14 protein-coding genes and 1 tRNA gene are annotated in these 17,882 nt (G+C 33.8%); 10 read left to right on the forward strand and 5 right to left on the reverse strand.

The genetic code is table 11. The annotated features are described in order from the left end of the window. Positions 1-81: 81 nt before the first annotated feature. On the forward strand, positions 82-2,451 hold the full coding sequence (locus GGR32_RS01610; RefSeq protein WP_183475694.1) for a GAF domain-containing protein: 2,370 nt from the start codon (positions 82-84) through the stop codon (positions 2,449-2,451). Here the strand turns inward: GGR32_RS01610 and GGR32_RS01615 are convergent. Continuing rightward, a complete protein-coding gene (locus GGR32_RS01615) occupies positions 2,443-3,627 on the reverse strand; it encodes a Pycsar system effector family protein (protein WP_183475695.1) in 1,185 nt (394 codons plus the stop codon). The two genes, GGR32_RS01610 and GGR32_RS01615, sit on opposite strands and share 9 nt — an antisense overlap. 58 nt (positions 3,628-3,685) lie before the next feature. Here GGR32_RS01615 and GGR32_RS01620 point away from each other — a divergent pair, with 58 nt between their 5' ends. The 7 genes from GGR32_RS01620 (at position 3,686) to GGR32_RS01650 (ending at position 11,779) form a co-directional block, all read left to right on the forward strand. Then, a complete protein-coding gene (locus GGR32_RS01620) occupies positions 3,686-7,381 on the forward strand; it encodes a metallophosphoesterase (protein WP_183475696.1) in 3,696 nt (1,231 codons plus the stop codon). Between the two features lie 91 nt (positions 7,382-7,472). Further along, positions 7,473-7,838 (forward strand): hypothetical protein, encoded by a 366-nt coding sequence (locus GGR32_RS01625; protein ID WP_183475697.1) that lies wholly within the window; start codon positions 7,473-7,475, stop codon positions 7,836-7,838. A gap of 71 nt (positions 7,839-7,909) precedes the next feature. Further along, entirely contained in the window at positions 7,910-8,308 is a 399-nt protein-coding gene (locus GGR32_RS01630; protein ID WP_183475698.1) for a DoxX family protein, read from the forward strand. Continuing rightward, the gene (locus GGR32_RS01635; protein WP_183475699.1) at positions 8,305-8,718 is read left to right on the forward strand and encodes a DsrE family protein; all 414 of its coding nucleotides are present in this window, start codon (positions 8,305-8,307) and stop codon (positions 8,716-8,718) included. The genes GGR32_RS01630 and GGR32_RS01635 overlap by 4 nt, the downstream gene beginning before the upstream one ends. 3 nt (positions 8,719-8,721) lie before the next feature. Next, positions 8,722-10,371, forward strand: a complete 1,650-nt coding sequence (locus GGR32_RS01640; RefSeq protein WP_183475700.1) for a bifunctional metallophosphatase/5'-nucleotidase — start codon at positions 8,722-8,724, stop codon at positions 10,369-10,371. A 36-nt stretch (positions 10,372-10,407) separates the two neighbouring features. Continuing rightward, on the forward strand, positions 10,408-10,989 hold the full coding sequence (locus tag GGR32_RS01645) for a TlpA family protein disulfide reductase (RefSeq protein ID WP_183475701.1): 582 nt from the start codon (positions 10,408-10,410) through the stop codon (positions 10,987-10,989). Between the two features lie 163 nt (positions 10,990-11,152). Then, positions 11,153-11,779: a carbonic anhydrase gene (locus GGR32_RS01650; protein WP_183475702.1), complete on the forward strand. Its 627-nt coding sequence runs from the start codon at positions 11,153-11,155 to the stop codon at positions 11,777-11,779. 263 nt (positions 11,780-12,042) lie between these two features. Here the strand turns inward: GGR32_RS01650 and GGR32_RS01655 are convergent. From GGR32_RS01655 to GGR32_RS01670, 4 genes are all read right to left on the reverse strand, one after another. Beyond that, positions 12,043-12,118, reverse strand: a tRNA-His gene (locus GGR32_RS01655). Positions 12,119-12,213: 95 nt separating this feature from the next. Next, a complete protein-coding gene (gene bshB1, locus GGR32_RS01660) occupies positions 12,214-12,930 on the reverse strand; it encodes a bacillithiol biosynthesis deacetylase BshB1 (RefSeq protein WP_183475703.1) in 717 nt (238 codons plus the stop codon). Positions 12,931-12,933: 3 nt separating this feature from the next. Continuing rightward, positions 12,934-14,391: a Na+/H+ antiporter NhaC gene (gene nhaC, locus GGR32_RS01665; protein WP_183475704.1), complete on the reverse strand. Its 1,458-nt coding sequence runs from the start codon at positions 14,389-14,391 to the stop codon at positions 12,934-12,936. Positions 14,392-14,529: 138 nt separating this feature from the next. Continuing rightward, a complete protein-coding gene (locus GGR32_RS01670; RefSeq protein WP_183475705.1) occupies positions 14,530-15,729 on the reverse strand; it encodes an aminotransferase class I/II-fold pyridoxal phosphate-dependent enzyme in 1,200 nt (399 codons plus the stop codon). 153 nt (positions 15,730-15,882) lie between these two features. Between GGR32_RS01670 and GGR32_RS01675 the strand changes: the two genes are divergently transcribed. After that, positions 15,883-16,341 carry an Lrp/AsnC family transcriptional regulator gene (locus GGR32_RS01675; protein WP_183475706.1) on the forward strand — a complete coding sequence of 153 codons (459 nt, stop codon included), beginning with the start codon at positions 15,883-15,885 and terminating at the stop codon, positions 16,339-16,341. Positions 16,342-16,437: 96 nt separating this feature from the next. Continuing rightward, a complete protein-coding gene (gene lpdA, locus GGR32_RS01680; RefSeq protein WP_183475707.1) occupies positions 16,438-17,844 on the forward strand; it encodes a dihydrolipoyl dehydrogenase in 1,407 nt (468 codons plus the stop codon). Positions 17,845-17,882: the final 38 nt, after the last annotated feature.

A 17,882-nucleotide genomic window follows, 5' to 3' on the forward strand; every position in this document is an offset into this window, starting at 1 on the left:
ATATTAGTAATTTTGTATTATCCGAGTAATAACTTAAGTATCCAAGCTTTTTTGGAAAACCGCAATAATAATTTGTGTGTTATGAATCACCAATACGAAAATCTACCCTTTACCATTTCTGTTAGTTTTAAGCGTGTAGTGGAGGCTTTTGAAGAGCGTTTAAATTCAGAAACCAATCCTATTGTACAGCGTTATATAGAAGGTATTCTTGCTTATGTAGAACAACACCCGAAATTGATTCATGGCTTTACAGATATGGAAGATATCAAGGCAAACCAAGAGGCAATAGATGTTATTTTGGATGATATTTTTCCTAACGTACTTAGCGATAATGAAATTAAAGCGGCAATTGTTCCGCAAACTTTTGAGGTTTTAAAATCTACACAACGTTTGCAAAAAATAATGAACGATGCAGGCGATAAAGCAGAGCTAAAAGTTCGTAACTATGAGTGGCGGTTAGATTATATTTATTCTTGTTTACTTATATTAAATGCTTATTATGGTTATAATATCGATGCAAACAGGCCTTTTTATATCGATATTCCAGATGCAAATGGAATAATTAGAAACTACCGGATGTCTATCAATGCCGATTTTATAGACTTTGCACCCACCGAGCAGGCAATAGATATTACGCAGGAAGATTATGATTTACTTTTAGAAAACCCAGACGATACTACACTTTGGGAAGAAAAATTTCCGCTAAGAAGTTGGATGTCTAGTGGTTTTTTAATTGTAAACTTAACCGATGTAACCATAGATGAAGGAATCTCTGATTTAAAAACACAACTATTACAAAACGACCTTGCAAACTATGCCAAACCAAGCGATAAAGTTGTTACAGAAATTTTTAGGTCCATATACCAAATTCCAGATTTAGAAGTAGGCATTACCTATTACGATAATTATACGTTTTATAAAGTTCCGCAAAAAGGAATAGACAGTTATATCTTACACGACAAGGAATCTTGTAGTTGTCGAGATATTTTACAGGAAATTAATTATCAAAAGCTAATAAGCGATCGTGTAAACTTTAGCATATCTCACGTAAGTAATTATAAAAAGAAAAACCCTAAAAGTAAGCTCGCCGAAAACTTGCTAAAAAGCGGAAAAGAGAGTTGTATTTTCGCTCCCATAGCAAAAAGAGGCAAGCTATTGTCTATTTTAGAGTTAGTTTCACCGCGTAAAAACGAGCTAAATAGCATCAATGCAGAAAAACTAGATGATGTTATCCCGTACATTGTTATGGCAGTTGTACGTGCTAAGGAAGAGCATACCAATATGATAAAAGCCATTATACAAAATGAATGCACAACCATTCACCCAAGTGTATTGTGGGCTTTTGAGGAAGAAGCTGTAAAATATTATATAGAAAAAGAATTACAAGGCTATGCTACGTTTCAAGATATTGCTTTTGCAAATATATATCCATTATACGGGCAGATAGACATTATTAGCTCAGCACAAACAAGAAATCACAGCATACAAGAAGATTTAATTTTTCAATTACACTTATTAAAAGATATTTTTCAAAAAGCACATACAATAGAGGAAATCCCTATTTATGAAGAAGTGGTTTATCGTATAGATACATATTATGAAGAAATTAAGCTGCATTTAACAGCTGCTACCGAACAAAAGTTTATTAATTTTATAAAAAATGAAATTAGCCCGCTATTAATTCATTTACAAGAGATTAATAATGAAAATATAAAGGAGTTAATAACTAGTTATAAAAAAAATACTTATAAAGAAACAGGGTTAATTTATAACCAACGCCGTAAGTATGACGAAACCGTACAGCACCTAAACAGCCTTTTAACACATTTTATAGACGAAAAACAAATAGAGGCTCAGAAAATTTATCCGCATTATTTTGAGCGTTTTAAAACCGATGGCGTAGAGCATACTATTTATGTAGGCGAATCGATGGTTAAAGATAAACAGTTTAACGAAATTTACCTTTATAACTTAAGGCTTTGGCAACTTCAGTTAATGTGCGAAATGGAAAATAAATTTTACCAATTTCAAGCAGATATGCCTATACGCATAGAGGCCGCATCGCTCATTTTAGTTTATAATACCACCCTAGGGATTCGTTATCGTGCCGATGAAAAAAAATTTGATGTAGACGGCGCCTACAATGCACGTTACGAAATAATAAAAAAACGAATAGACAAAGCACATATTAAAGGAACAAAAGAACGTGTTACCCAAAAAGGAAAAATTGTAATTGTATATACACAACGTGCCGATGAGCGAGAGTATTTACGCTATATAAGTTATTTACAACATAAAAATTATTTAGGTGATAAAATAGAGATTGTAGAGCTAGAAGATGTTCAAGGCGTTATTGGGCTTAAAGCTATACGAGTAGAAGTAATATATCATGAAGATATAACCAAAAAACAAGCAGCAATTACTTATAATGATGTTATAAAATCATATTAACCAAAACGCCAAGATATAGCTAAATACAGAGATTAAAATACCTGTCATAAAAATTGTATACGTCCATCGCAATAATTTGTATTTACGATTTAAAACTACACCAAGTAAATAAAGATCTTTAGTAAGAGCATTGTAAATATTGTCTTTATTTTTAATCAACTTATCCATAGCACTGGCATATTGCTCGAAAGGCATTTTATAAAAATTCCCAAAAAACAGAATATTAATTTTATTGTTTTTTAATTGCTCTTCTGTAAATTCTCCATTGGTGACATTAGGCCTGGTAGACATAACCGACAAAACAATACTAGCTACACTAAAACAAATAAGTATAAAGGTAGGAATCATTAAATGCCTATTGGAAGGCGCATCTAGTTTAGGAACAATATTACCCAAAGCAAAAGAAATAATAATGGCATTGATAGAAAGTAAAATATTTGCTTTAGTATCAGCTATATCACTAAGTTTTATATGGTTTCGTAAAGTTGTTCTATAAAGTGTTTGAATACTGCGTTCTGGTGTTGTGTTTTTATATTGAGCTTTTAGGGCTGCCTTTGTTTTTTCTTTAGCAAGTTTATTGTCTTCCTTCTTTTTCTTTTCTAACAAAAGTAAAAGATTTTTATCTTTTCCCTCTTTCCAATTTCTAGCCGCATAATCGGTGTAGTAGCGGTGCTGTTGGGTAAACATTTTAATGTTTTCCTCTAGCCATTCAGGCGTTGTAAATTCACATAACTTATGTAAACTTAATTCTTCACGCAAAAACTCGGTAAGTTCTAAAAAATAAGGTTTACTAAAGTGTGAGGTGTCGGCATCTTTTATAATACTTTCCATCAGGTTTTTAGGCTCATGTGTAAGTTTTGTAGCAAAAATGCATTGCTTTACTTGGGTAATATCGCTTTCTGTATACCCATGCTGCTGCATAAATGCACTAACAAAGCTGGTACAGGCTTCTTCATGATTTTTTATAGATTTTACATATCCAGTATCATGAAACCATGCCGCAAGGAGTAAAAGTTCTTGAGTTTTAGGAGCAATTTCAGAGGCTTCTATTATTTCTTTTGTACTTTTAACCACGCGCAAAGTATGGTTGTAGTTATGATATAAAAATGTGCTGGGAAGCTGCTCTTTAAATAGCTTAAAGACAAAATCATCGGCTTTCTGATAAATAGAATCCATAAATTTGCAAAAGAATTAAAGTACCAAATTACAAAAATAAAGCGACTCGAATTGAGATATGAAAAAAAAATACACTTCCCTTTTCTTATTTTTAGTATTTCTAAGCTCTTTTTTTCTTAACGCACAAGAAGTTTTAGAACATGAAATAGAGCAGCGTTTTGTATTGATTGGAGATGCAGGAAACTCCTCTGCTTTAGAAGCTTCTGAGGGCTTAAAAGCTTTTTCAGCATATATAAAAAAGCACAATACTAGCAATACATCGGCTGTTTTTTTGGGCGATAATATTTACCCTAACGGGATGCCAAGCATAACCGATAAAACCAGAAAACAAGCAGAATTAAGGTTACAAAAGCAACTTGATATTTTGCAGGATTTTAAAGGAAATGTACTTTTTATTCCTGGAAATCACGACTGGTATGCACAAGGTATAAAAGGACTAAAAGCACAAAAAACATATATAGAGGAAAACTTACCGCATAAGCAAGATACTTGGGCGCCAACGCCAGGATGTGGGTTGGAAGTACGTGCAATTACCGCCAACATAAGTATGTTGATTCTCGATTCGCAATGGTACCTCGAAAATTGGGATAAACATCCTACAATAAACGATGATTGTGAAGAGCATAAAACTAGAGAATCGGTGTTTACCGAAATAGAATCGGTATTAAAGAAAAACCAGAATAAAACTTTACTTATAGCTTTGCATCATCCTCTAGTTTCTAACGGAGTACATGGAGGGAATTTTTCGGCAAGAGCACATTTATTTCCATTTCAAAAAAATATTCCTCTTCCTGGGGTCGCTTCTTTAGCCGTATTATTAAGAAAAAATGGAGGAGTGATAAATCAGGATATCCAAAATGAGAAGTACAGCTCTTTAGTAAATCGTATTTATACACTTTCCGCGGGTTATGACAATGTGATTTTTGTATCGGGACATGAGCATAATTTACAATATATAGCGCGTGAACATGTACGGCAAATTATTTCTGGTGCAGGCTCTAAAGAAAGTTATGCGAAATCAAAAAACGCATCAGATTTTGCCTATAGTAAGCAAGGTTTTGCTGTTTTAGAAATCACTAAAAATAAAGAAGCTTGGCTAAGTTTCTATGCGGCTAAAAAACAAGGTGTAGAAGTGGTTTTTAAAAAGAAAATAATAGAAAATCCTTTACCTAAAACATTTGAGTTTACCTATCCTATTACAGAAAATACCCAAGCCAGTGTTTATGATAAAGAAAACACTCAAAAAAGTAAATTGCATAGCGGTTTTTGGGGAGAACACTACCGTAAGCTTTACGGTATAGATATCGAAGTAAAACAAGTAAAACTAGATACACTTTTTGGAGGTGTGGAAATTGTAAGAGCAGGAGGAGGGCACCAAACGCGCTCACTTCGTTTACGAGATAGAGAAGGGAAGGAATACAATATGAGGGCCTTAAAAAAAAGTGCTGTACAGTTTTTACAAACAGTAGCTTTTAAAGAAAAAGTAGTAACAGATAAATTTGAGAATACCTTAGCAACAAAAATTATTGAAGATTTTTATACCTCTTCACATCCGTATGCTTTTACTGTAGTTCCTAAACTATCTAAAGCAGTCAATGTTCTGCATACAACCCCGCTGTTGTTTTATATTCCAAAACAAAGAGCATTAGGTGTATATAATGAAGATTATGGAGATGAACTGTATATGATTGTACAACGACCCGAAGAGAACTGGATGCAAGATGATATTTTTGGTAAACCTAATAAAGATATAGTAAGTACCGAAAGCTTATTTAAGCATTTACGTAGAGATGAAAAATATAAAATAGATGAAGCAAATTATATAAGAGCAAGGGTTTTTGATATGTTTTTGGGCGATTGGGATAGGCATAAAGACCAGTGGCGATGGACAGAAAATAAAAATAAAAACGGAGAACATATCTTTAATCCAATCCCTAGAGATCGCGACCAGGTATTTTCTAATTATGACGGATTTCTGTTTGGAGCCTTACGCATGTTTACCGACTTGTTCGATCAATTTGGGGTTTACGGGAAAGACATTCATAACTTAGAATGGTTTAATACTGCCGCCATAAACTTAGACCATAATTTAATACAAAATGCAACAAAAGCAGATTGGCTGCGCGAAGCTAAGTACCTACAATCTCAGCTTAGTGATGCTATAATAGATGAGGCATTTAAAAAGCTTCCGCAGGAAATATATACCAATGCCTCAACAAAAAAACTTATAGAAAAAGCCAAGCTGCGCCGAGATAATTTACAAGTAATAACCGAAAGGTATTATAAACATATTACAAAATTAGGGCTTATAACCGGCACAGATAAAGATGATTTTATAGACATAACAAGGCTGCCTAATGGCGAAACAAACATAAAAGTGTACCGTAATAAAAAAGGAAAACGGAAGTCCTTAATGAAAGAGAGAACATTTAAAAAAGCAGAAACTAAAGAGATTTGGGTTTATGCCTTAGATGATGATGATGTTATTACTGTAAAAGGGCAGTCTGATAAATACATCAAAACGCGTATAATAGGCGGGCAAAATAATGATGTTTACCACATAGAGAACCCTAAAAAAATACGTATTTACGATCACAAAACTAAACCCAATACATTTGGAGCTACCAAAAAATCTATTATTCGACGTACCGATGATTATAACATTAACCTATATGATAAAGACAAGAAAGTACGCAAAAATAATTTGCTAGTTCCAGCAGTAGGCTTTAACCCAGACGATGGCTTAAAATTAGGTTTACAACACAGTTTAACAACACATAAATTTTTTACGAATCCGTTTTCTGCAAAACATCAATTTACCGCAGGTTATTTTTTCGAGTCTAAAGGGATTACAACCAGTTATCAAGGCGAGTTTGCTAAGGTAGTAAAAGAGTTGAATTTACAAGTTTCGGCACATTATACAAACCCTAATTATGCGACTACTTTTTTTGGTTACGGCAATAATTCTGTTAATGAAAATCGTTACGGCGATAAAGTGGAAGATTATAACCGGATTAGAATTAGTAGAGCAGGAGCAAGTATAGGGCTAGTAAAACGCAATAATTACAATAATAATTTTGCGGCTATTAAGCTGAGTTACGCTAGGCGAAAAGTAGCTAATACTACCGATAGGTATTTTTCTGATAAACTACTTGTTAACGATAAGCTTTTTGAAGCTATGCATTTTGGAGGAATAGAAGCCCATTTGCATTACGAAAATTTTGATAGTAAATTAACTCCAGGCAATGCTTTAGAAGCAAATTTAATTGGAGGTGTAAAACAAAACTTAGAGCATTCAGGTCAAAACTTTGCTTATATCAAGCCTAAAGTTTCTATATACAGTGCTTTAACCAATAATAAAAAACTGGTTTTACATACCGAAATTCAATCGCAAGTTAATTTTGGAGAAGGCTATCAGTTTTATCAAGCAGCAACTTTAGGACGATATTCAGGCTTACGAGGATACAGAAACGAGCGTTTTACAGGGAAATCCTCTTTGGCCTTTAGCGGTAACCTTCGGTATAGTCTTGTCGATGCAAAAACCAGTATTTTGCCATTTCAGCTAGGGGTGTTTTTAGGAGGCGACGTTGGAAGGGTATGGTATAACAAAAATTTAGATACCAATAAATGGCATAATAATTTTGGAGGCGGAATATGGATAAATGGAGCTGAAGCAATTAGCGGAACGATAAATTATTTTGCAGGAAAAGAAGGTCCGCAATTTAGCTTTGGCTTTGGTTTTTCGTTAGATTGATTTAACAAATACCTATAAATTTTCTTAAAAAACACCTTATTTGTAACATAGGTTACACCAAGAAAGCTATTAAAAAATTATTTTTGATTTGATGAATGCAAAGTTTTACATAAGTATCCTATTAAGTTTGGTTTTTATAACCAAAATGGCAACTTTCGATGCTAAACTATGGCAGTTTTTCTCCAAAACAGAGAAAATTGCTTTGGTAAATCCGTTTTGTAAAAAACAAGCTTCATCAGAAGAGAATAGCAGTTTAACGTTTATGTATGAAGAAAACATTCCACAGGAAGCATTTCAAGTAGCAACGGTATGTACTACCGTGTTTTTTTTAGGTTGTTCACAAGAAAAAACAGCACCAAACTTCTATATGAATATAGAGCATAATTTTGCTTTATTTCAAAACTTACCTCAAATTTTTCACGATAAAATATTACCACCTCCCAAACCTATTGTATAAATTATAATGTTGGCAGAATTTCTTTAGGTTTTGCCAAGCTATTCTAAAACAGATAATAATTATACAATTTTATGCAACAAAAAACTGAAGTTAATAAACTATCGGTCGTGGTAATGCGTATTTGCCTTAGCGGAATTTTTTTAGTAGCAGGATTAAATCATTTTCTAAAAACAGAGAAAACAGTGGCAAGGCTAGAGAAAGCAAAATTAGCTAATTTAAGCGCTTGGATAGCTTCGCCAGAAAATTTAGTACTGTTATCAGGAGGGGTTATGCTTATTGCAGGTACAAGCTTATTAATTGGTTATAAAACCAAATGGGCAGCTTTGATTTTAATGTTTGTCCTCATTCCAATAACCATTACCATACAAGTAGGACAAGCCAGTACGCTAGGACCCTTATTTAAAAATATTGCCATTTTTGGTGGATTAATATTTTTTATTATGAACCCATTAACGCAAAAACAAACATGAAATATTTATTTATAAGTTTAGTATTCTTGCTAAGTATTTCGAGTATAAATGCTCAAAAGCAAGAAATAAGCAATACCCAAAACTATGTGATTTTAACTAAAAAAATACCGCAATTACAGCCCATTTTGCTCACCGCAGAAGCCTTGAAAGCAGAAGACGGAAATAATTTTGGAGACTTTCAAGTAATTATTTGCGGAAAGACAGTACAAAAGTTAGCTACAACAGCTAGCGTTCCAGGCTTTTTAAAAAAAGCAGAAAGCTTGGGGGTGCAAATAAAAGCATGCGGCTTTTCGTTAAATAAATTTAACGTAGCTCCTCAAAGTCTTCCTAAAGGAATGCAAACTGTAGAAAACGGAATATTACACAACATACAATTACAAAAAAAGGGGTACACCTCTATAGAAATTTAAAACATGAAAAAAGTATTAATATTTAGTATCGCAATAATAGGACTAACAAGTTTTACCTATTTTAATAAAAGCAATATTCAAAAAAACAAGCAGGAAACTAAAATCAAAAGCGACACGCTAAAAATCACCGTTTTACAAACTGCCGATATACACGGACAATTAGATCCGCATAATGAATTGTTTTGGGAAAATGGAGAAATAGTGTTTAAAACACGAGGAGGTTTAGCAAACATCAAGACTTTGTTTGACCAAGAACGTAAGAAAAATCCAGGAAAAACACTTATCGTTGATGGTGGCGATTTAATACAAGGGAGTGGTTATGCTGCTCGTTCTGAAGGCGAAATTTTTTCGGATATTATTAATGAAATGAATTATGATGTGCTAATTCCAGGAAATTGGGAAGTAATTTACGGGAAAGATCAAATGCTAAAGGTAATGCAAGGTTATAAAACCCCTATCATAGCTCAAAATATGAAACACGAGCATAACAAAACACAATTATTTCCTCCGCATTGGGTAAAAGAAATAAATGGTATAAAACTTGGTTTTGTAGGGCTTAACGATCCTGATGTTCCCGTACGTCAAAACCCTATTTTTAGCAAGGGCATCGATTTTAATCCATGGGATGAGAATATGCAACAGGTTGTAGACCATTTAAAGGAAAAGGAAAAAGTAGATGTACTCTTCTTAATCACTCATATAGGTATTTTCAAGCAGGTAGAACTCGCTAACAATCCTGTGGCTAAACATATAGATTATATTTTAGGAAACGATACCCATGAACGTGTACGTAAACCTATACAAGGGAAGTATGCTAAAGTAACCGAGCCGGGTGCCTTTGGTTCTTTTGTAGGGAAGCTAACCTTAAATTTTGTAGATGGTAAACTTGTAGGTGACAATTATGAGCTGCTAGATGTAGATCCAGCAATTTATCCAGCAGATGCAAACCTACAAGCCTTAGTAGATAAAGCTAAAGCTCCTTATAAAGAGGAAATGGAGGAAATAATAGGCTATACCAATACACCGCTTTACCGTTACCTTACGGTAGAAAACCCTATGGATAATTTAATTACAGATGCTACAAAATGGAAAACAGGAGCCGATGTTGCAATTTCCAATGGATTTAGGTTTGGTAATCCTATTGTTCCAGAAAATGGTGAACCAGCTCCCATTACAAAAGCTAACTTATGGAATATGCTTCCTGTAAACGAAAAAGTAAAAGTAGGGAAGGTAACTGGCTTACAAATTAAAAACTGGTTAGAGAAAGAGATTAATAATGCTTTTTCGCAAAATCCTACCGAGCGTTTTGGAGGTTGGTTGGTACGTTTCTCTGGAATGAAAATAGAATTTGATAGCCAAGGTGAAATGAATAGCCGTGTAAAGTCTATAAAAATAAATGGTAAACCTATTAAAAGAGATAAGTATTATACCATTGCTTCTTGTGTTAGACCAGGAGATCCGCTTACTACACTTTGTAGGCTGCCAAATGCTAAAGATATAGAGGTAAAAGACTATACCGTACACGATGTTTTTATAGATTACCTAAAAGAACATTCTCCTGTATCGCCCGTATTAGAAAAACGTGCTTATTGCGAACATTTAGGAACTTATTCGTTCTCTACAGTTCCACAAACCGATTATGAATTTAAATAAGTTTTTTATATTATCAACTTATAAAATAATAAATAGATGAAAAAAGTAAATATCAAAAAAATACTCAATTACGGATTTTGGATTGCCTTTGTAATCGTTCTTTTTACAGGGAGCTTACGTGCCGAAGTATTTGGTTTTATTCAGCGTGGTTTATTAGAAATAGGCATTATGAATCCTGATACAGAACAAGCTTTAGAAAGTAAAACACCTGCAAGCTATCAAATGAAGGTGAAAAACCAGAACGGAGAGCAAATAGATTTTAACGATTTAAAAGGGAAAGTGGTTTTTATAAACTTTTGGGCCACTTGGTGCCCGCCTTGTGTTGCAGAAATGCCAAGCATAAATAATTTATACAAAAAATTTGAAAACGATAAAGATGTTGTGTTTATCATGGTATCGCTAGATGATAAATTCGAGAAAGCCAAGAACTTTAAAAAACGGAAAAACTTCAACTTCGATATACACCAATTAAGTTCAAACCTTCCTAGTGTATATAAAAGTACTAGTATTCCCACAACATTTGTATTGGATGCTCAAGGTAATATTGCCTTTACACATAAAGGCATGGCAAATTACAATACGCAAAAATTTGAGGATATGTTAAATAGTTTAAAGTGAAAATAAGCTATGAAAAAGAGGAAATCGGGTTATTTTTAACCCGATTTTTTTATGAGTTATACCTAAATAAACTCTTGAAAAAAATGTGAATAAAAAATTATAGATAAATAAATTAAAAAAACCTCTTATTTCTATCTTTGACTATAAATTAAAAAAGAAAAACATGGATATATCAAAAATTTTCGAGAATAACCACAAATGGGTAGAGGAAAAGTTACAGCTTAATTCAGATTACTTTAAAAAACTTTCAGAAGGACAAAATCCTGATATTCTTTATATAGGATGTTCAGATAGCCGTGTTACTGCCGAGGATTTAATGGGCGTAACTCCAGGAGAAGCTTTTGTACATAGAAATATAGCCAATATGGTTCCTAATACAGATTTAAGTGTAATGTCTGTGATAGATTATGCTGTATCGTATCTAAAGGTTAAACACGTAGTAGTTTGCGGACATTATTATTGTGGAGGAGTAAAGGCAGCCATGCAATCGGCAGATTTAGGTATTTTAAACCCATGGTTAAGAAATATTAGAGACGTTTACCGTATACACCAAGCAGAATTAGATGCAATTACTAATGAGGAACAACGCTATAAACGTCTGGTGGAGCTCAATGTGGAAGAACAATGCAGAAATGTTATTAAAACAGCCGAAGTACAACGTGCCTATAACGATCGCGGAATTACCGTTCATGGTTGGGTGTTTGATATTCACTCAGGAAAACTAATCGATCTAAATATTGATTATTTAAAAATTATGGAAAATGTAATGGAAATTTACAGGCTTGAGTAAAATGTATATTTTCAGTTTAAAAATTAACAATAATAACAACTTGTGATTTATTTTTTATTTTATTAATTATTTTTTAAGATAAAAAGTTGTAAGTATTAAAAATAATGTTAACTTTATACAAGTTAATTTTTAGATACAATATATTGTGAGTTAACTATATGTTGTACTTGTTTTGTTTTTTGGTTTAGAAACCGCTTTGGTGTAGAGCTTAAGCGGTTTTTTGTATAAAAAAAGCCTTTGTAAAAAATACAAAGGCTAAAAAAGGGTGGAAGATCGGTCTCGAACCGACGACCTCTTGAACCACAATCAAGCGCTCTAACCAACTGAGCTACATCCACCATATTTAATTATGAACTTACATTGTAGAAATAATAATTTCTGTAATGCGGATGCAAATTTAATAAAAAACTTCAATAAACAAAATATTTTTTAAATTAAATTATATCAAATATAGAATTTACTGCTGGTGTACGTTCGGTAGTAAAGCCTTCTGCATGGCTTGTACCTATTAATCTGCCTAAATTTTGAGCTCTATAGGTAACACTCTCTAAGAAGTTAGTACTACTAATTGGAGTTTTAGGTTCGTGGCTATTAGCATCGTAAAATTGAGATTGGTAAGCTTTTACAGCTTTAACTTTTGTGTCTATAAACCCAGAAATATCAACAATAATATCGGGTTGTAATTCTTTCCATTGGATATAATGCAATACTTGTTTAGGTCTCCAAGCGGTTTGTTTTTCACCATTAAAAACAGTTTCTATTCTCCTTAAGCCACTTAAAAAACAGGCGTCGCTTGTAAGTTTACTTCCTTTTCCGTGGTCAATATGCCTATCATCTATTGCGTTGCAGAGCACAATTTCTGGTTTATAAGCACGTATAATTTCAATTATTTTTAGTTGATGTGCTTCATCATTACTAAAAAAGCCATCTCTAAAACCTAAGTTTTCTCTAATACTAACCCCTAAGATATCGGCAGCATTTTTTGCTTCCTTATCTCTAATTTCGGCAGAGCCTCGTGTACCTAGTTCGCCACGTGTTAGGTCTAAAATACCCACTTTTTTACCGTTAGCAATTTCTTTGGCAAGTGTTCCTGCACAGCTTAGTTCTACATCATCTGGGTGTGCGCCAATGGCTAATATGTCTAGTTTCATAAGTTATTTTTTTACCAATTGTTTTATTTTTATATGGAAAGCAGCAAATAGGAGTGTTGTAAATGGGCTTAAGTAATTAAAAAAAGCATAACCGAAGTATTGTGCAACAGGAACTCCTAATACGCCACTATGATATGCTCCGCAAGTATTCCAAGGAACTAATACAGAGGTTACCGTGGCAGAATCTTCTAATGTTCTACTTAAATTTTCTGGAGCTAAACCTTTATCTTTGTAGGCTTTTGCAAACATTTTTCCGGGTACAACAATAGAGAGGTACTGGTCTGATGCTGTAATGTTTAATGCTAAACAGCTAATTACGGTACTGGTAAATAAACCAAATGTAGTATGAAAAAGATTTAATAATGCTTCGCTAATTTTGGCTAAAGCACCAATACCGTCCATAATTCCGCCAAAAACCATAGCACATATTATTAACCAAATGGTGTTTAGCATTCCTGCCATTCCCCCAGATGAGAATAAATCGTTTAGTGCTTCATTATTGGTTTCTATCGCGGTATCTGTAGTAATGGCATTCATAATGCCTTGGTAAGCACTTTGTATAGTTAAATTTGTGCTATTTGCATTTTGCATTACAATTTCTGGTTGAAATATAAGTGCAAATATTGCGGCCAATAATGTGCCTATAAGTAGAGAGATTAAAGGAGGTGTTTTCTTTATAATAAGAATGATAACAAGTGCAGGAACAATAAATAACCATGGGGAAATAGTAAAAGAGTTTTGTATTGCTGCTAAAATGGTTTCGGTATTTGGATTGCCAGAAGTATCTAGTGTAAAGCCTATAATAATAAATATAAGCAAGGTAACAATGATAGTAGGAACAGTGGTAAGCATCATATACCGTATATGTGTAAATAAATCTGTTCCTGCCATAGCGGGTGCCAAATTGGTAGTATCGCTAAGCGGAGACATTTTATCGCCAAAATAAGCCCCCGATAAAATAGCCCCAGCGGTCATCCCGATGGGAATACCTAGCGCTTCGGCAATTCCGATAAGTGCAATTCCTACAGTAGCCGAGGTTGTCCAACTACTTCCTGTTGCTACAGAAATTACAGAACATATAACAACGCATGCTGCTAAGAAAAAAGTAGGATTTAATACTTGTAAGCCATAATAAATCATCGCAGGAATAATTCCGCTAATAAGCCAAGTTCCTGCTAAGGCACCTACCATTAATAAAATTAAAATAGCTCCAGTGGTAGATTTTATATTTTTAGCAACTTCCTCTACCATATTGTTAAAGCTTACTTTATTGGCAGCACCTACAAGTGCCGCTACGGCTCCTCCCATTAATAAAATAAATTGATTAGATCCAGAAAGGGCATCGTCTCCATAAACCACTACATTAAAGGCGAGCATAGCAATAAGCGCTATAACAGGAATTAATGCTTGTAAAATACTTATGTTTTTAGGTACCGAAGCTGGTTTAGGAGTTTGTGGCATAAAAGAAAATTTAAGCTTAAAATAATCATGTAATTTTACAATTTTTTGTTTTGTAGAACAAATTTATAGTACGTAGAAATAAAAAACCCTTATAAAATGGAGTCTTATAAGGGTTTTTATGGAACTTATATTGTGTGTTTAGCAAATATTAAGTTCTTCCAAACAAGATTTAATCATCGTAAAGGTACGTTTGATATCATGATCTAAACCTATAGAAAAACGAATAAGCCCATTGCTTAAGCCCATTTTTTGTTGCTCTTCCTCAGAGATTTCTGAAGAAGTAGAGCTTCCAGGGGCACTAAATAGCGTTTTGTAAAAACCAAGACTTACCGCAAGGTAACCTATGTTTTTTTGTTGCATAAGCTCCATTAGGGCGTTAGCTTTTTCTAAGGATTCTAAGTTTAAGGTAAACATGCCGCCATAGCCAAAATCACTATTTAACATAGATTCAAAAACTTCTTTATCTTTAAAATTTTCTAACCCAGGATAAACAACATTTAAGCCTAATTTCTGAAGTTCGTTAGTTAGGTAAAGTGCATTTTCACTATGTTTCTGGATGCGTAAATGCAGAGTACGTAGGTTTTTGAGTATCGAGGCAGACCTCATGCTATCCATAGTGGATCCTAATAGCATACAAGCACCGTCGTTTACATCCTTTAGGCTGTTGATAAAGTCTTCAGTTCCACAAATTACGCCACCAACGGTATCGCTACTTCCGTTAATAAATTTAGTTAACGAGTGGATAACAACATCGGCTCCATGATGAACAGGAGTAATAGACAATGGAGTAAAGGTATTGTCTACCACCAATTTTAAATTATGTTTTTTCGCTAATGCAGAAAGTTTTTCTAGCGGAGCAACTTCTAATAGTGGGTTACTTAAAGCTTCGCAATAAATTACACGTGTTTTAGGGGTTATTGCAGCTTCTACGGCAGCAATATTAGTAATATCTACAAAGCTGGTATGAATAGCTAAACGTGGAAAAAAGTTTTTTAGCAAAGCATAAGTTCCTCCGTAAATGGTTCTACTAGAAATAATATGTTCGTTGGTTTTGCACAGTTGTAAAAGTACAGGGGTAATAGCGCCCATTCCGCTTGCCGTTACGGTAGCAGATGCTGTGTTTTCCATTGCTGCTAAAGCACTAGCAAGGTTTAAATTACTAGGGCTGGTATGCCTAGAGTATAGGTAACAACCATCGGTATTGCCTTCAAAGGTATCCGACATGGCTTTGGCTGTAAGAAAAGTATAAGTAGAAGAGTCTGAAATAGAAGGGTTAACGCCTCCATTCTCTCCGAAATATTGTAAATCTTGAATGTTGTTAGCTGGATTGTGTTTCATGTTGGTATTATATTTTCTACGAATATCTTTAATAATAGAAACTTTATCAATTAAAGTTGTATAAAATCGAATTTTTTTCTATTTTAATTCAATAATTAAATTTATTTTTCACATAATTAAAGGTAATTTTGCTTTTTAACGAAAAAAATATAGATGTCCTTAGATAAAATAGATAAAGAAATTCTGAACTTTTTACAAGATGATGCTAAAATTACCACGAAAGCATTATCCAATCATTTACAATTATCCTTAACAGCTATTCATGAAAGGATAAAGAAAATGGAGCGCAATGGTGTTATAAAAAAATATGTGGCTTTAGTAAATCCCCAAAAAGCAGAAAAGGATTTTAAAGTACTTTGTCATGTAAAACTCATCCTGCATAAAAAGCAAAATATACAGAAGTTTGAACGTGAAATAGCTAAACTAGACGAAGTATTAGAATGTATGCATGTGAGTGGTGATTATGATTATATTTTAAAAGTTCAGGTAAAAGATATGCTTTCATATAGAGAGTTTGTATTGCATAAACTTACTACTATAGAGCCTGTGGGAAGCACGCAGAGTACATTTATAATAGATGATGTAAAGCATAGCACAAGACTAAAGTTTTAGAGGTATATTTAACAATCCTTTATTAATAATGCCTTGTTCATTGAATAACTTATTGTACTTTTGTTTTTAGTATATAAAAATCAACAAAACCACATTATGAACACATACGACGTAGTTGTCATAGGTTCGGGTCCAGGCGGATATGTAGCTGCCATTCGTTGCGCCCAATTAGGAATGAAAACCGCAATTATAGAAAAATATGCCACTAAGGGTGGTACTTGCTTAAATGTAGGTTGTATTCCTTCTAAAGCTTTATTAGATTCTTCTCATCATTACGAAGATGCTGTAAAACACTTTGCAGAACATGGGATAGAACTTACAGGAGAAGTAAAAGTTAACCTTCAGAAAATGATGGAGCGCAAAGCTTCTGTAGTAGAGCAAACCACTAAAGGGATAGATTTCTTGATGGATAAAAATAAGATTGATTCTTATCAAGGAGAAGGTTCTTTTAAAGATAAAACCCATATCGAAATTACTAACGAAAAAGGTGAAACCGAAACAATAGAAGCTAAACATAGTATTATTGCAACCGGTAGTAAACCATCAAGCCTTCCTTTTATTACAATAGATAAAGAGCGTATCATTACTTCTACCGAAGCATTAAAGCTTAAAGAAGTACCAAAACATTTACTAGTAATCGGCGGAGGAGTAATAGGCTTAGAATTAGGGCAAGTTTATAAACGCCTTGGTGCCGAAGTTACAGTAATTGAATATATGGATAGAATTCTTCCTACAATGGATAGTGCACAAAGTAAAGAGCTTACCAAAGTATTGAAGAAACAAAAAATGAAATTTGCACTTTCACATCAAGTTACCTCTGTAGAAAACACAGGCGATGAAGTGGTAATAAAAGCAAAAGACAAAAAAGGAAATGAAGTTGAGTTTAAAGGAGACTATTGCTTAGCTTGTGTAGGAAGAAGACCTTATACAGAAGGTTTAAAAGCAGAAAATGCAGGAGTTAAACTTAACGAAAGAGGACAAATAGAGGTAAACGAGCAATTACAAACCTCGGCAAGTAACATTTATGCGGTTGGTGATGTAATAAAAGGAGCAATGTTGGCACATAAAGCCGAAGAAGAAGGCGTTTTTGTAGCCGAAACTATTGCAGGACAAAAACCTCATATAGACTACAACCTAATACCAGGAGTAGTTTATACTTGGCCAGAAGTTGCTTCGGTAGGAAAAACAGAAGAGCAACTTAAAGAAGCTAAGCTAACGTATAAAGTTGGGCAATTCCCAATGCGTGCGTTAGGACGTTCTAGAGCCAGTGGAGATATCGATGGGTTTGTTAAAATCCTATCAGATGCCACTACCGATGAGGTTTTAGGTGTACACATGGTAGGAGCAAGAGTAGCCGATTTAATTGCCGAAGCAGTAACAGCAATGGAATTCCGTGCTAGTGCCGAAGATATTTCTCGTATGAGCCATGCACACCCAACTTATGCTGAAGCAGTAAAAGAAGCCGCATTAGCAGCAACAGAAAATAGAGCTTTACACATATAAGTTACTAATTTTTAGAAATAAATAAAGCCACCTTAAAA

The sequence above is a fragment of the Mesonia hippocampi genome, assembly GCF_014197445.1.
Taxonomy (GTDB): domain Bacteria; phylum Bacteroidota; class Bacteroidia; order Flavobacteriales; family Flavobacteriaceae; genus Mesonia; species Mesonia hippocampi.

Excerpts from the sequence above, each read along its gene's own strand:
- GGR32_RS01610 (WP_183475694.1), top strand. The coding sequence starts at position 82 with ATGAATCACCAATACGAAAATCTACCCTTTACCATTTCTGTTAGTTTT.
- GGR32_RS01615 (WP_183475695.1), bottom strand. The coding sequence starts at position 3,627 with ATGGATTCTATTTATCAGAAAGCCGATGATTTTGTCTTTAAGCTATTT.
- GGR32_RS01620 (WP_183475696.1), top strand. The coding sequence starts at position 3,686 with ATGAAAAAAAAATACACTTCCCTTTTCTTATTTTTAGTATTTCTAAGC.
- GGR32_RS01625 (WP_183475697.1), top strand. The coding sequence starts at position 7,473 with ATGAATGCAAAGTTTTACATAAGTATCCTATTAAGTTTGGTTTTTATA.
- GGR32_RS01630 (WP_183475698.1), top strand. The coding sequence starts at position 7,910 with ATGCAACAAAAAACTGAAGTTAATAAACTATCGGTCGTGGTAATGCGT.
- GGR32_RS01635 (WP_183475699.1), top strand. The coding sequence starts at position 8,305 with ATGAAATATTTATTTATAAGTTTAGTATTCTTGCTAAGTATTTCGAGT.
- GGR32_RS01640 (WP_183475700.1), top strand. The coding sequence starts at position 8,722 with ATGAAAAAAGTATTAATATTTAGTATCGCAATAATAGGACTAACAAGT.
- GGR32_RS01645 (WP_183475701.1), top strand. The coding sequence starts at position 10,408 with ATGAAAAAAGTAAATATCAAAAAAATACTCAATTACGGATTTTGGATT.
- GGR32_RS01650 (WP_183475702.1), top strand. The coding sequence starts at position 11,153 with ATGGATATATCAAAAATTTTCGAGAATAACCACAAATGGGTAGAGGAA.
- bshB1 (WP_183475703.1), bottom strand. The coding sequence starts at position 12,930 with ATGAAACTAGACATATTAGCCATTGGCGCACACCCAGATGATGTAGAA.
- nhaC (WP_183475704.1), bottom strand. The coding sequence starts at position 14,391 with ATGCCACAAACTCCTAAACCAGCTTCGGTACCTAAAAACATAAGTATT.
- GGR32_RS01670 (WP_183475705.1), bottom strand. The coding sequence starts at position 15,729 with ATGAAACACAATCCAGCTAACAACATTCAAGATTTACAATATTTCGGA.
- GGR32_RS01675 (WP_183475706.1), top strand. The coding sequence starts at position 15,883 with ATGTCCTTAGATAAAATAGATAAAGAAATTCTGAACTTTTTACAAGAT.
- lpdA (WP_183475707.1), top strand. The coding sequence starts at position 16,438 with ATGAACACATACGACGTAGTTGTCATAGGTTCGGGTCCAGGCGGATAT.